Source organism: Anaerobacillus sp. QJM3NY_32 (assembly GCF_056173645.1).
Genome location: NZ_CM149684.1, coordinates 3,227,302 through 3,239,785, shown reverse-complemented (window position 1 = coordinate 3,239,785; position 12,484 = coordinate 3,227,302). Strand labels below are relative to the sequence as shown.

At 38.4% G+C, this 12,484-nt stretch carries 14 protein-coding genes; 8 read left to right on the top strand and 6 right to left on the bottom strand.

Annotated features, from left to right (window positions below; translation table 11 throughout):
• Positions 1-95: 95 nt before the first annotated feature.
• Complete coding sequence (locus AC0VYH_RS16960; protein WP_303535377.1) at positions 96-737, top strand: YczE/YyaS/YitT family protein; 642 nt, start codon at positions 96-98, stop codon at positions 735-737.
• Between the two features lie 141 nt (positions 738-878).
• Here AC0VYH_RS16960 and AC0VYH_RS16955 read toward each other — a convergent pair whose 3' ends face one another.
• The 3 genes from AC0VYH_RS16955 to proB form a co-directional block, all read right to left on the bottom strand.
• Positions 879-1,988: an oxidoreductase gene (locus AC0VYH_RS16955; protein ID WP_430241838.1), complete on the bottom strand. Its 1,110-nt coding sequence runs from the start codon at positions 1,986-1,988 to the stop codon at positions 879-881.
• Between the two features lie 153 nt (positions 1,989-2,141).
• Positions 2,142-3,407, bottom strand: coding sequence for a glutamate-5-semialdehyde dehydrogenase (locus tag AC0VYH_RS16950; protein WP_475372783.1), 1,266 nt, complete (start codon positions 3,405-3,407; stop codon positions 2,142-2,144).
• 171 nt (positions 3,408-3,578) lie between these two features.
• Positions 3,579-4,721 (bottom strand): glutamate 5-kinase, encoded by a 1,143-nt coding sequence (gene proB, locus AC0VYH_RS16945; protein ID WP_194219151.1) that lies wholly within the window; start codon positions 4,719-4,721, stop codon positions 3,579-3,581.
• A 415-nt stretch (positions 4,722-5,136) separates the two neighbouring features.
• Here proB and AC0VYH_RS16940 point away from each other — a divergent pair, with 415 nt between their 5' ends.
• Both AC0VYH_RS16940 and AC0VYH_RS16935 read left to right on the top strand, forming a co-directional pair.
• On the top strand, positions 5,137-5,697 hold the full coding sequence (locus AC0VYH_RS16940; RefSeq protein ID WP_430241842.1) for a methyltransferase family protein: 561 nt from the start codon (positions 5,137-5,139) through the stop codon (positions 5,695-5,697).
• Positions 5,698-5,876: 179 nt separating this feature from the next.
• Entirely contained in the window at positions 5,877-7,169 is a 1,293-nt protein-coding gene (locus AC0VYH_RS16935) for a DUF2254 domain-containing protein (protein ID WP_430241844.1), read from the top strand.
• A 33-nt stretch (positions 7,170-7,202) separates the two neighbouring features.
• Here the strand turns inward: AC0VYH_RS16935 and AC0VYH_RS16930 are convergent, their stop codons facing one another.
• The gene (locus AC0VYH_RS16930; RefSeq protein WP_430241846.1) at positions 7,203-7,808 is read right to left on the bottom strand and encodes a hypothetical protein; all 606 of its coding nucleotides are present in this window, start codon (positions 7,806-7,808) and stop codon (positions 7,203-7,205) included.
• An 11-nt stretch (positions 7,809-7,819) separates the two neighbouring features.
• Positions 7,820-8,350 carry a sigma-70 family RNA polymerase sigma factor gene (locus tag AC0VYH_RS16925; RefSeq protein ID WP_475365667.1) on the bottom strand — a complete coding sequence of 177 codons (531 nt, stop codon included), beginning with the start codon at positions 8,348-8,350 and terminating at the stop codon, positions 7,820-7,822.
• A gap of 285 nt (positions 8,351-8,635) precedes the next feature.
• Here AC0VYH_RS16925 and AC0VYH_RS16920 point away from each other — a divergent pair, with 285 nt between their 5' ends.
• The 4 genes from AC0VYH_RS16920 (at position 8,636) to AC0VYH_RS16905 (ending at position 11,534) form a co-directional block, all read left to right on the top strand.
• Complete coding sequence (locus AC0VYH_RS16920) at positions 8,636-9,826, top strand: DUF418 domain-containing protein (RefSeq protein WP_430241851.1); 1,191 nt, start codon at positions 8,636-8,638, stop codon at positions 9,824-9,826.
• On the top strand, positions 9,813-10,361 hold the full coding sequence (locus tag AC0VYH_RS16915; protein ID WP_430241853.1) for an HD domain-containing protein: 549 nt from the start codon (positions 9,813-9,815) through the stop codon (positions 10,359-10,361). The genes AC0VYH_RS16920 and AC0VYH_RS16915 overlap by 14 nt, the downstream gene beginning before the upstream one ends.
• 94 nt (positions 10,362-10,455) lie before the next feature.
• Positions 10,456-10,896, top strand: coding sequence for a DUF948 domain-containing protein (locus AC0VYH_RS16910; RefSeq protein ID WP_430241855.1), 441 nt, complete (start codon positions 10,456-10,458; stop codon positions 10,894-10,896).
• A gap of 2 nt (positions 10,897-10,898) precedes the next feature.
• Positions 10,899-11,534 (top strand): YtxH domain-containing protein, encoded by a 636-nt coding sequence (locus AC0VYH_RS16905; protein ID WP_430241857.1) that lies wholly within the window; start codon positions 10,899-10,901, stop codon positions 11,532-11,534.
• A 107-nt stretch (positions 11,535-11,641) separates the two neighbouring features.
• Here the strand turns inward: AC0VYH_RS16905 and AC0VYH_RS16900 are convergent, their stop codons facing one another.
• Complete coding sequence (locus tag AC0VYH_RS16900; protein ID WP_430241858.1) at positions 11,642-11,770, bottom strand: hypothetical protein; 129 nt, start codon at positions 11,768-11,770, stop codon at positions 11,642-11,644.
• Between the two features lie 284 nt (positions 11,771-12,054).
• Between AC0VYH_RS16900 and AC0VYH_RS16895 the strand changes: the two genes are divergently transcribed.
• Positions 12,055-12,441 (top strand): response regulator, encoded by a 387-nt coding sequence (locus AC0VYH_RS16895; RefSeq protein ID WP_430241859.1) that lies wholly within the window; start codon positions 12,055-12,057, stop codon positions 12,439-12,441.
• The last annotated feature ends 43 nt before the right edge of the window (positions 12,442-12,484 follow it).

Genomic DNA, 12,484 nt, shown 5'->3' with positions numbered 1-12,484 from the left:
CTCTATTACCTAGTTTCCCGGGTGGTTTTTATGTTTTCTTTCTTATGATATAGTTTCAAAGGTTTGAAATTGTATTGTTTGAGAGGGGCTTTTCAATGCGAAATAAAATCATTCGGTGGAGTTTCTTTTTCGTAGGTCTCGCTGTTCTTGGTCTAGGGATTGCAATGACCATTAAGGGGAAAACATTTGGAATTGGTCCCTGGGATGTTTTTCACTATGGCTTATTTAAGCAGTTTGGATTAACGATCGGAAGCTGGTCTATTCTAACTGGGTTTATTATACTAAGCTTCACTTCACTTTATACAAGGTCACTTCCGAAAGTGGGGGCTTTTCTAAATATGCTGCTACTGGGATTATTTATTGATTTCTTCTTATATGTTTTACCAGATCCTGAAACATTGTTGGCACAAGCCGTCATATTCATTGTCGGTGTTGTTGTGCTAGGTTACGGTATTGGTTTATATGTAACGTCTGGTCTCGGTGCTGGACCTCGCGATGGTATTATGTTACTCATTGTTGAAAAAACAGGTTGGCGCATTGATTGGGTTAGAAATGGTATCGAAATTACTGTGTTACTCCTCGGTTGGATGCTGGGAGGACCAGTTGGTATTGGCAGTATTATCATTGCTTTTATGCTAGGTAAGATCATTCAATTTGCACTACCTCAGTGTAAAGCGTTACTAACAGCGATATTGCATTATCAACATCCTGTGTCATCTAATGAATCCTCTTATTAAGCTGATCAATGATTCAAAAAGATCAAAGAACGATAATCATAACAAAAAAGCCTACCAATAATTCTGGGTAGGCTTTTTTCTATTCATTTTTCTCGTAGATACTATTCTTTTCCACCAATTTGGAGAGGGAGGGCTATAGAGTTAATTTCTGATGATCTCTTCTTTCAATTCATGTTCTTTAATATAAGCAAGCGGAAGAAGAGAACTTTCGAAATCGAATGGTTTTAACTCTTTTCCGGTTGAAAGACGATTTGGATAGTCAGGGTTTGCGAGAGCGCTAGTACCAAGGCTAACAAAATCACCTTCTTTGCTTCCGATAAGGTTAGTTGCTTTATCTGGATCACCTAGCTGTCCATTTGCGATCACTGGAATGGAACTGAAGGCTTTCGCTGCCGCAGCTAACGTTTTCGTTCCCTCTCCAAATGCAGGTTGAGTTGCATCAGGATCTGTGACGTGGATGTAATCAAGCTCTTTTTCTAGAATGGAGAAAATGGTTTTAGCAGATTTTTCGCCTTCAGGCCATTTATAAGCCGGGTCAGCAACTTTGATTTGAGATATACGAATGCCAACTGTAAAGTCCTCTCCTATTTCATTTCGAACATCTTCAATCACTTCAACTAGAAGTCTCAGCCTGTTTTCAAGTGATCCACCATATTCATCGTTTCGATGGTTTAAATAGTCTGTTAAGAATTGGTCAAGAAGATATCCGTTGGCCCCATGAATTTCAACACCATCAAATCCAGCTTCTTTTGCATGCCGGGCAGCACTGATAAAGGAGTGTCTCACTTCCTTAATATCGTCGATCGAAAGGGGTGTTGGTTTATCAAAGTGACCTGATCCTCCATAAAAGCCAAGCTGTTCTCCTTTGGGAGGAATATTAGAAGGTGCTACAGTTACATCTGAATATGCATTCCCTTGACTTTGTCCACCTGCATGCATCAGTTGGGCAATTATTGGAGTTCCGAACTCGTGAACGGAAGACGTGATATTTCTCCACGTCTCAACGTGGTTTTTATTTGTTAACCCGGGCTGGTTTAAATATCCCTGGCTATATCTTTCATCCGTATAGATGCCTTCAGTGATGATAGCACCAAATCCTCCTTTCGCAAAACGCTCATAATAATTGCGCATTGTTGTTGTTGCGCTACCGTCATCTGTTGCCGTTATTCTAGTCATTGGAGCGACGATAAAGCGATTTTTTAATGAAATCTTTCCTAGCACTTCTGAAGTATATAAGTTTTCATATGTCATGATTATCATCCTCTCTTTTATCGTGTGTATGGAGTAATTATAAGGGGGGAGCCTTAGATTACACGAAAGTTATGCTCAGTATAGTAGAATCCTCAATGGCTACTACTTAATAGAAAAACCACCCTTTTCTTTAAAGGGTGGTTTAGAGTACGTTTATCTGATTTGTCCAGTACCTGTCATGCAATATTTAATCGTTGTTAAAGCAGGGAGACCCATAGGTCCTCTAGCATGTAGTTTTTGGGTAGAAATACCGATTTCCGCCCCAAAGCCTAGAGCAGAGCCGTCTGTAAAGCGAGTGGATGCATTGTGATAGACTGCAGCCGCATCTACAAGACTGCGGAATAGGGATGCAGATTTAGCATCTTCTGTAATAATCGCTTCAGAATGCTTCGTGCCATACTTTTCAATATGATCAATTGCCTCTTCAGTGTTTTCGACTGTTTTGATTGCAATTTCAAGACCAAGGTATTCGTTACTCCAGTCATCTTCATCAGCAAGTACAGCATCTTTAAACGTGTTTACGATATGCTCATCACCATGAACTTTAATGTTATGATCAGCTAGTGATTTTTCAAAAACGTCCAGATTTTCTTCAAGCCATTTCTTGTGAACGATTAGTGTTTCAACTGCATTACATACAGCTGGCCGATCTGTTTTGGCATTAATCAAGATGTTTATTGCCTTCTCAGCTTCAGCTGACTGATCAAAATAAATATGACAGTTACCTACGCCTGTCTCTAGTACTGGGACAGTTGCATTGTTCACGACTGTATTAATTAGAGCGCCGCCTCCACGAGGAATTAGAACATCAATGTGTTCTTTCATCGTAAAGAGTTGACTCGTTGCTTCGCGATCAGTTGTAGCGATTAGTTGAACCGCGTCTACAGGGATTTTGGTTTTTGGAAGTGCTTCATGAATTACGCGAACAATCCCTTTGTTGGAATTAAGAGCGTTAGAACCACCTTTGAGGACGATAGCGTTTCCTGATTTAAGTGCAAGACCCGTCGCATCAACGGTTACGTTTGGACGTGCTTCATAAATCATACCAATAACGCCGAGCGGGACGCGGACTTGTTCGACTTGCATGCCGTTATCAAGTGACCAATCAGAAATGACTTCTCCAACCGGATCTTCTAGCTCTGCCACTTCGCGAAGACCATTAGCAAAGTCTTTTACGCGTTCTTTAGATAAGCTTAAACGATCCATAAACGCTTCTGTAAAGCCTTTTTCTTTACCGCGCTCAAGGTCTTTCTTGTTTTCATTTAGGATATAATCTGTTTCTTTTTCGAGCTCATCGGCAATAATCAGTAGTGCCTGATTTTTTTCCTCAGTTGTAAGCAAGGAGAGGGCTTTGGAAGCCACCTGTGCTTGCTTTGCTTGTTCTTTTACATTTACTTTAATCGGATCTAGAGTAGTCATCAAACGCCTCCTATATTTTTTTCTTCTATTTTATCTCAGACGTATAGGGCAGTAAAAGGCTAATCTTAAAATATAGGTTCATCTAAATGAAAAGATTAGAATTAACTGTCCCTAATGCTGTAATGAACGATTGATGAAGGGGAAAACCCCTCACAATCATCGTTCTTTTTATTATGAACCGAGTGGAATAGCTAGCTGATCGTGATAAACAAAATCATTGATATGAACGGCTTCTTTCACTGAAATATCAATAAGCTCAGAAATTTCTTCAGTTGGAAGTCCTTTAATCATTTTCAAATGCTTGGAAGAATAGTTTGTAACACCCAGACCTATTTCTTCACCATCCATGTCTGTCAGTTTCACAACTGCCCCTGGCTTAAAGTGCCCGTGTACATAATGAACGCCTACAGGTTGAAGACTCCGTTCATGTTCAGAAATCTCAGAGCTTGCTTTATCAGTCACGATGACTTCACCTTCAGGACCTGAATTGAAGGCTATCCATTGTTTCTTGTTATCAAGCTCGGTTTGACCTTCTGGGGTAAAGTAAGTTCCAGTTGCTGTTTGATGAACAGCATTATAAATAATTCCTTTAGTTGTTGCGTTTCCAAGGAAAGAAGGTGTACCTGATGCCATAGCAATCTTGACTGCATCAATTTTCGATCTCATGCCACCAGTGCCGACAGAACTACCAGGTTCTCCGGCAGATTCTTCGATTTCTGGAGTAATTTCAGTTACGTGCTCTAACAGTTTAGCATCCGGGTTCTTTCTCGGATCTTCACTATATAGTCCATCTATATCAGAAAGAATAATAAGCTGATCGGCACTCACAAGTGCAGCGACTTTCGCTGAAAGGGTATCATTATCTCCGAATTTTAGACGTTCAACTGTTACAGTATCATTTTCATTAACAATTGGAACGATTCCTCGTTCTAAAAGTACATTAATAGTGTTTCTTGCGTTGTTGTATCTTTTGCGATCAGAAAAGTCACTGCGCGTAATCAGAATTTGTGAAGCAGTGTAGCCGTGAGATATGAAACGTTCTGAGTAAGCTTCCATTAACAGTCCCTGACCGATTGATGCAGCGGCCTGTTTTTCTGAAAGTGATGTTGGACGTTCTAAGCATCCTAGTCTGCGATATCCAGCAGCTACTGCGCCAGAAGATACTAGAAGTACTTCATGTCCTTCATCTTTAAGCATTACAATGTCATCTACTAGTCGTTCAAGTTTTCTTCGGCTAATGTCTCCGAGTCTGCTCGTTAAAGAGCTGCTTCCGATTTTAATTACGATTCGTTTCTTTTCGTCGTTTAGATTCATTATTTCACTCCTATATAACTTGCCGTTAAATGTGTGATTGCTTTAATCAATTGACTCTATGAGTATAACAAACGCTTATGTGCTGACAACAAGACTTGCCCAAATAGTCCGAATAAGTGGAGAATAACTAAGAATATGGACGATGTTTGCTCTAAACTCGTTTAACATACGCTTAGAAGATGAGAGGCTTGCTCACCACTCCATATAAGAAGTGAAAAACATGAATTATTTACAATAATATCCATTTTATTCGCGAAGCTGTATAAGTCTAGTGAAGAACTTTTGCTTAATGTAAGGGTTTTCATTTGTGGAATTGTATAAAGTGACTGTTTTATACAAAGCCACTATCGATGTCAGACAATAAGGATTGAAGTCTGGTATACTGCTGATTAAGGTATAATAAAGGGGGAGCGCCATGAGTGTAATTGATGTATTATTCATTCTGCTTTCGGTTTTATGGGTAAGTGAATTTATCATGAAACGAGGAAAGAAAAACACAGAAACCTCTTCTTCTGAAAAGCGGTCCTTTGTTTTTATTTTGTTAGCGATCTCTGGTGTGATTATAGGAACGCTCTATTTTAGTGGGATTGATCTTTTCACATTTCAAAACAACATATTTAATCAAGTTTTAGGGCTCTTTCTTTATGGAAGTGGGATTGTATTGAGATATTGGGGTATTCAAGAACTAGGACGCTTTTTTTCTAGAAATGTAGTAGTAGAAAGCAAAGTAGATCTTGTTAGTTCTGGTCCCTATCGTTTATTACGCCATCCTCTATATACTGGACTACTACTAATCATGATAGGATTTCCATTATACATAGGCACGTGGGGCGGCATTTTACTATCCATTCTACTCATTGTCCCGGCTCTCTTATACCGTATCCGGATTGAGGAAAGAATGCTCTATATGTCAGTTGGAGAAACTTATCACGAATGGGGAAAAGATAGATATAGGATTCTACCGTTCATTTATTAAAAGTTATCTTCATGGTTTGCGTTCATTTTGCGACCATTCGGGTCATCAGAAGAGCTTGAGGCATATTACAAAGCACGGCTATCGCTTGGGATATTAATCCATCATCAAATATTGGGATTAGCTCAAGTGAATGAGGGAACAAGAAAGAGATGACACAATAGTGAAAGAGGATTTAACACATGAATTATTCTAAGACATCGATTAATTTACGCAACAGCTTCTGGTTTCTTCCAGTCGTATATGGCACCATATCTATCGTAGTTGTCGCTCTAAGTACTTGGATTGACATTATGTACATTGCGCAATTGGATGGAACAATTCCAAAGCTATTTCTAGCTACGGAGAAAATCGCTCAGGCACTATATGCTCCGTTAATTACGGCTATATTAACCATGACAACCATTTCATTCTCGTCTATTATGGTTGTGCTGACAACTTATTCTTCACAGTTCTCACCGAGGGTGTTACAAGATTTTATTTCTGACCGCTTTACACAGCACGTGCTAGGTGTTTTTGTGGCAGGATTTATCTTTGCCCTTGTGAACATGCTTCTATTAACTGGTAAGGATGGTCGGATTATCTTATCGCCTCTCTTAACAGTGATCCTTGCGATTGCGTGTTTATTGTTCTTTGTATTGTTTATTCATCATTCGGCTACTTTTGTTCAGGTCAACAATCTGATTGAAAAAATCACCCGCAGATCGTTATACCTTGTAGAAAGTAAAAGTGAATTACATGAAGGTGAAACTTTTGAAAAGTGGGATAGATGGGAAGAAGAAGAGCTAAAAGAAGAGGCTGGAATACCGATATACAGTGAGAAAATGGGCTACATTCAGCGAATACCTTACGCTAAACTAGTTAACTTGGCTACTAAATATGAAAGTGTACTAAGACTAGATGCAGATGTAGGAAACTATGTACAAAACGGATCTAGGATTGCCACGATTTGGGCCAAAGATGCTTCTTCGGTTTCATCCAGTGATATATTAAATATCATTGCAATTGGAACAGAGAGAATAAATGACCAAGACTTAGAATTTTCAATTCAAAAACTAGTTGATATTGCTCTTAGGGCTATTTCTCCCTCTGTTAATGATCCTCACACGGCTGTGAACTGCACGAATCGAATTGGTACCATTCTCGCCAAAATTGGCAATACGTATGAACCTAAGGAAGCGTTTTTTGATGATAAGAGAAATTTACGTGTATTAACTACGCCTAAGCCTTTCTTTCAATATCTTTATAAGGCCTTTTATCAGATTAGACACTACGGTAAAGACGATGTATCCATGTTAAATGGTATACTTGATGCACTAATTTTAACCGCGGATGGTCAACAGAAAGAAATTAAAGCAGATGTTCAGCGATTCCATCACTACTTACTAACAAGTATTGATCTCGATGAACTTCCTGATCTTGATCGGGAATTTCTATTAAATACTTCCCGAGTATTAGATGACACATGCAAATAGTTAATAAAGGCTCCCGTTCTAAAACGGGAGCCTTTAATTTTGCCGCTCAGCATGGGCGAGTGTTTCGTCAAGTAGTTTAAATTGTTCAAGAACACTACTTTCTTGATTGCGAATCACAAAGTTTAATGGAAGACCGGTTTCTGGTTCAATCCAGATACTAAAAGTCATCTTGTCAAAATGTCCTTCTGTGATTTTACCTTGAACAAGAACAGTGGAATGAGTTCCATAGGTAGCGCTATGATTGGTGATTTTCCAGTTACGCTGATTTTCTAAGTACGAATGGGCAATAGAGCGAACTTTTTCCTGATCCTTCTGTATATCAATCATTTCTGTAGAGGCTAGGACATTTTCATATAACATTTCTTTTGTAAGAGAATGTTCACTAACACTAACAGAACTATTCTTAGGTAAAAGACCAACTTCAGATGCTGCAAATAGTCCAGTACTAACTACTAGGAAAAGAAGAGTAAGGTAGGTTAGCGCAATAGGAAAAAGGTTTTGTAGAGATTTTATCAGATTGAATCTAGAAATGGATGTTTCCTTAATTCTTCTTCGAATATGATCTTTATGAGTATGATCGAAGGTGACAGCTTTTGTATCGATCATTCGCGAACGAAGGTCTTTCAATCGTTTGTCCATTGTCACCCTCCTTAGTACATTTCTTTAAGTAGCATCCTGGCACGACGTAATCTTGTTTTAACCGAATTTTCTTTAATTGATAACAAATCACTGATTTCTTGAACCTTTAAATCCTCAAAGTAATGAAGAAAAATGACTTCTCGATATTTGGCTGGAAGTTTAAGGACATTTGTAGTAAGTTCTTTATTTTCTTCTGACCCAATTAAGGCCATGTCAGGTTCAGAGTTGCTATGTTTAAATGTATTTAATAAGGATTGGGCAAACACAATATTTCGATAAGACCAGCTTTTGAGTACGTCTTTACATTTATTCGCAGTTATAGTTAATACCCAGGATTTGAGTGAGGCTTCCATATTAAAGGTATCTAATTTTGTATAGCAGGCAATAAAGACTTCTTGTGCAACATCTTCCGCTTTTTCTTTGTCTTTTAAATAACTGAAAGCAAGCCAAACAACACTTTCACCGTATTCATCCATTATCATTTCAAGGACCGCTTCCTTATTGGTAAGGTCAAGATATTCTGTTGATTCTTTGTTCCCCAAGGTTGCGCCTTCCTCCTTCGGCCCTTCAAACAAAAGACGATCTGCATGCGCGAAGGGTTTCATATAGTAAGTTTTCCATAATTTGTGTGTGTGTTTATTATAGAATAGTTTGATGTAAACTGGGTAGATTTTCCTTGAATTATATTCAAAATGTCTTATTTGAGAATAGGAATTCATGCTGGTCATCCTTCTAATATCTGATAAGATGAGTCAAAAGAAGGAGAACGCTGTGATGATGTGGAACGATTTCTGAGAGGAAAAAGACTCAAGTAAAGGATGAATGAAATGAAGAATGCAGCCCTAATTCCTACAAGTGCAAGTGATCGAATTCAATCAATTGATGCCATGCGTGGTTTTGCTTTGCTTGGTATTTTTTTTGTTAACATGGTCGATTTTCATTCTCCATGGATGTACGTTGATAAAATAAACTACTGGGGTGATCAATGGAATCAGCTTTTCATGAACCTCATTGATTTTTTTGCACAAGCCAGTTTCTACCCGTTGTTTTCTTTCTTGTTTGGGTATGGTTTTATTATTCTACAAAACCGAGTAACATCACGTGGCTCTAGATTTCTTCCTATAATGCTAAGACGCTTGCTATTCCTATTTATCATTGGAATCTTTCATTTTGTTGCCATTTGGCATGGAGATATTCTATTTACGTATAGTCTATGTGGATTATTGCTACTTTTCTTTATCCGAATGGAAGGGAAACGACTATTGCAAATAGGTCTGGGATTATGGTTGTTTTATGCCGTCATATTCTTTCTCTTGTTGCTACCGTTTAGTACGGCTGACTTAACATCGCATGACCCAGAAGCGATAAGAAATTCGATTCTGGTGTATGGTTCGGGAAGCTATATTGAGATTTTAAATGAACGAGTAAGCGATTGGTATTATGTAAATGGAGGAGTAAGTGGCGTTTTTCTTTTATTTTCTATTTTTCCTTATTTTCTAATAGGGGCAGCTTTTGCGAAAGAAGGATGGCTCAATGGGCATCGCAATCAGCTATCATTAGTGAAAAAGTTACTAGTTATCGGCTCACTAGGATTCTTGGTGAAGTTAACGCCTTTTGTTTTTGAATCTTACGCCTTTTCCCATCTTCAGGATAGTCTCGGTGGACCACTTGTTTCACTCTTTTATATGGCGGCTATCTCGTTAATTTATTATTCAGGAAGAAGTCTTAAAGCGCTTGAATGGGTAGGGAAAATGGCTCTTACGAATTATTTAATGCAATCTATTGTTAGTACGCTTATTTACTACAATTATGGATTGGGTTTTTATGGAGAAACAGAAGTAAGCACCGGGGTTCTTTTATTAATTTGTATTTTCCTTATACAAATCGGATTCAGTAGAGTCTGGCTATCTAAATTTAAGTATGGACCAATCGAATGGATTTGGAGAATGGTGACTTATCAAAGGCGATTCCCGTTAAAACGTGATCAGAAAGAAGGAATTGTATATGAAAATCATTGAGAAAGCAGTCGAAATAGCAGCGTTGGCTCATGATGGCCAATATAGGAAAGAATCAACGCTCCCTTACCTTTCTCACCCAATAACAGTTGGATTCTATTTAATGGAATCAGGAGCTTCTGAAGAAACGATTGCAGCAGGAATTCTTCACGATGTGATAGAGGATACATCAATGACGTATGAGATGTTGAACGAAGAGTTTGGTCAAGTTGTGGCGAATTTAGTAGCAGCGTGTTCTGAACCTGATAAGCATTTAGAATGGGAAAAAAGAAAAGAACATACGATTGAAAAGATGAAGCAGGCGCCATTTTCAGTAAAACAAATTACTTGTGCTGATAAACTTCACAACTTAACGACAATCAAACAAGATTATGATCAAGTAGGAGAACAAATTTGGCAGAGGTTTAACCGTGGTCGAGAAAAGCAAAAGTGGTATTATGAGTCGATTTACAATAGTTTACTAGAAGGCCTCTCACCTCAAGAGGCTCACTTTCCTTTGTTTAGTAGGCTAAAAATAACGATTGAAGAAGTGTTTTAGTATTGAGCTATTTTATGGCTCGTTAATTTTATGATTATATTTCCTACTCTAGGGTATTGGTAATTATATTCAAATAGAAGTAGGAGGCATCGTAATGGAAATTATACTTTATGTAGCAGTAGCTATTATCGCAATCGTGTTCGCAGTATTAAGTGTATTTTTAATTAAAGTGTTAAAATCTACTGAAAAAACTCTTTCTAACACAGCAGAAATGATCGATTCTTTACAAGGGCAGATCAATGGATTGTCGAAAGAAACCACAATGATGTTGCATAAAACAAATGAACTTGCTGATGAGGTTCAATCAAAGGTTGGTCAATTCTCACCAGTGTTTGAGTCAGTTAAAGAAACAGGAGCTTCTCTTCAAAATTTATCACGTTCTTTTTCTAAGCTAAGCCACTCTGTTGAAAAAGGTGTTGAGTCGAAGCAGGGAAAAGCTGCGGAGGCGGCGAATTGGGGAAGTACTGCTCTGACAATGTGGGAAAAGTATCGATTTAAGAAATCAAACATTCAATCTGTTAAGGAGGAAGGATAACGATGAAAGATTCAAAACCAAACCATGAGGTGAAGGTTGAACGTGAGCCAGCACCAGAAGGATATTCATCCTCAACTAGAGAAGTGATTCGTATTGATCGAACAGATCCAGTGAAGTCAGAAAGTCAGTTTAAAGGTCCGGCAATAGCGGCCATAGCAGGTAGTATGGTAGGAGCAGCAGCTGGTGTTCTGCTTGCACCAAAGGCTGGAAAAGAGCTTAGAAATGATATTAGTGATAGTGTGACAAAGGCAAAAGATAAAAGTGTAGAAGTATCAGGTAACATGAAAAATAAATCGAGCGCTTTTGCTCAATCCGTCAAAACTAAATCAAATGACATTGTGGACAAAGTGAAGAATCGCAAAGGTGAGAAAGAAACACCTGCTGCAGAGGAAGAAGCATTAGTAAGCGGTTATTCAATCAAGCGAGCAGCAGAGTTAGACGAGTCGGAAGTTCCAATGTCTACAGTTGTTAATCGCGATGTCGAAAAGATAATCGTCGAAACAGAAGGTGCTGAAACGTTTGATGATGTGATTGAACGTGATGTAGAAAGAACTCTTGAAAGAGATCCAGACAACCCTGAAACGTTAGACGAAGCAGCCGAAATGGAACTGAAGAGAACTTATCGCAAGCGTAAATAAAATAAATAATGAATAACCGCCAAACGGCGGTTGTTTCATTGATGTAGAAAAGCAGATAGGCGCCTATGCGCCTATCTGCTTTTCTTGCTTTATAGTTAACTTATGGTCTATGAGGGATGGATTGAATTCACTTTCGTTGCTTCTCTTACCACATTTCTTGCTTCTGAAGCCTCTCGCTGATCTTTCATAGCTTTGTTCTCAATTTCTTTAATCGTCTGGATTGTAGGACCAGTCATGGTTTAATATACCCTCCTAAATTTGTTCTAGTAAACTCTTCCCCTGTCTCATAAAATAAAACGAAAATTCAGTAAAAAGTTGTAAAATGGTAAAAAAGAACGTGCGTCTTCTATAATGCGCTTACATTTCTTAATAATGAACGTTCAATAGGGCGAAAATGTGCGAGATTTGTAATCTCGTGACTAGTTTCGACGAAGTTATTTTCAATCGGTTTTAGATGGTGCACAATAATGATAGGAAGTCACATGATCTGAGACTATATCGCAAAAAAGGTGGGCATACGATGAAGAAGATATTAATTGTGGACGACCAGTATGGCATTCGAGTGTTATTAGGTGAGCTATTTAAGAAAGAAGGGTATCAAACACTTCAAGCTGCGAACGGTTTGACGGCAATTGAGCTTTTTAAGCAGGAATGTCCTGATCTCGTAATCCTCGATTTGAAAATGCCCGGTATGGATGGATTAGAAGTATTTAAATCGTTAAAGAAGTTTGATGAAAAAGTTCAGGTTATTTTTATGACTGCATACGGTGAATTACAGCTCGTGCAAGAATTTATGAAACTAGGAGCAATCACTCATTTTGCTAAACCATTTGATATAGAAGAAGTTTGCCGAACAGTAAAACGCGTATCCCCGCTGGATGAAAAAGAAATGGCCCGTACGAAGTAAAGAGTGAAAAGCCTGTCTCCCTATGGAGCAGGTTTTTTACTGT

Excerpts from the sequence above, each read along its gene's own strand:
- AC0VYH_RS16960 (WP_303535377.1), top strand. The coding sequence starts at position 96 with ATGCGAAATAAAATCATTCGGTGGAGTTTCTTTTTCGTAGGTCTCGCT.
- AC0VYH_RS16955 (WP_430241838.1), bottom strand. The coding sequence starts at position 1,988 with ATGACATATGAAAACTTATATACTTCAGAAGTGCTAGGAAAGATTTCA.
- AC0VYH_RS16950 (WP_475372783.1), bottom strand. The coding sequence starts at position 3,407 with ATGACTACTCTAGATCCGATTAAAGTAAATGTAAAAGAACAAGCAAAG.
- proB (WP_194219151.1), bottom strand. The coding sequence starts at position 4,721 with ATGAATCTAAACGACGAAAAGAAACGAATCGTAATTAAAATCGGAAGC.
- AC0VYH_RS16940 (WP_430241842.1), top strand. The coding sequence starts at position 5,137 with ATGAGTGTAATTGATGTATTATTCATTCTGCTTTCGGTTTTATGGGTA.
- AC0VYH_RS16935 (WP_430241844.1), top strand. The coding sequence starts at position 5,877 with ATGAATTATTCTAAGACATCGATTAATTTACGCAACAGCTTCTGGTTT.
- AC0VYH_RS16930 (WP_430241846.1), bottom strand. The coding sequence starts at position 7,808 with ATGGACAAACGATTGAAAGACCTTCGTTCGCGAATGATCGATACAAAA.
- AC0VYH_RS16920 (WP_430241851.1), top strand. The coding sequence starts at position 8,636 with ATGAAGAATGCAGCCCTAATTCCTACAAGTGCAAGTGATCGAATTCAA.
- AC0VYH_RS16915 (WP_430241853.1), top strand. The coding sequence starts at position 9,813 with ATGAAAATCATTGAGAAAGCAGTCGAAATAGCAGCGTTGGCTCATGAT.
- AC0VYH_RS16910 (WP_430241855.1), top strand. The coding sequence starts at position 10,456 with ATGGAAATTATACTTTATGTAGCAGTAGCTATTATCGCAATCGTGTTC.
- AC0VYH_RS16905 (WP_430241857.1), top strand. The coding sequence starts at position 10,899 with ATGAAAGATTCAAAACCAAACCATGAGGTGAAGGTTGAACGTGAGCCA.
- AC0VYH_RS16900 (WP_430241858.1), bottom strand. The coding sequence starts at position 11,770 with ATGACTGGTCCTACAATCCAGACGATTAAAGAAATTGAGAACAAAGCT.
- AC0VYH_RS16895 (WP_430241859.1), top strand. The coding sequence starts at position 12,055 with ATGAAGAAGATATTAATTGTGGACGACCAGTATGGCATTCGAGTGTTA.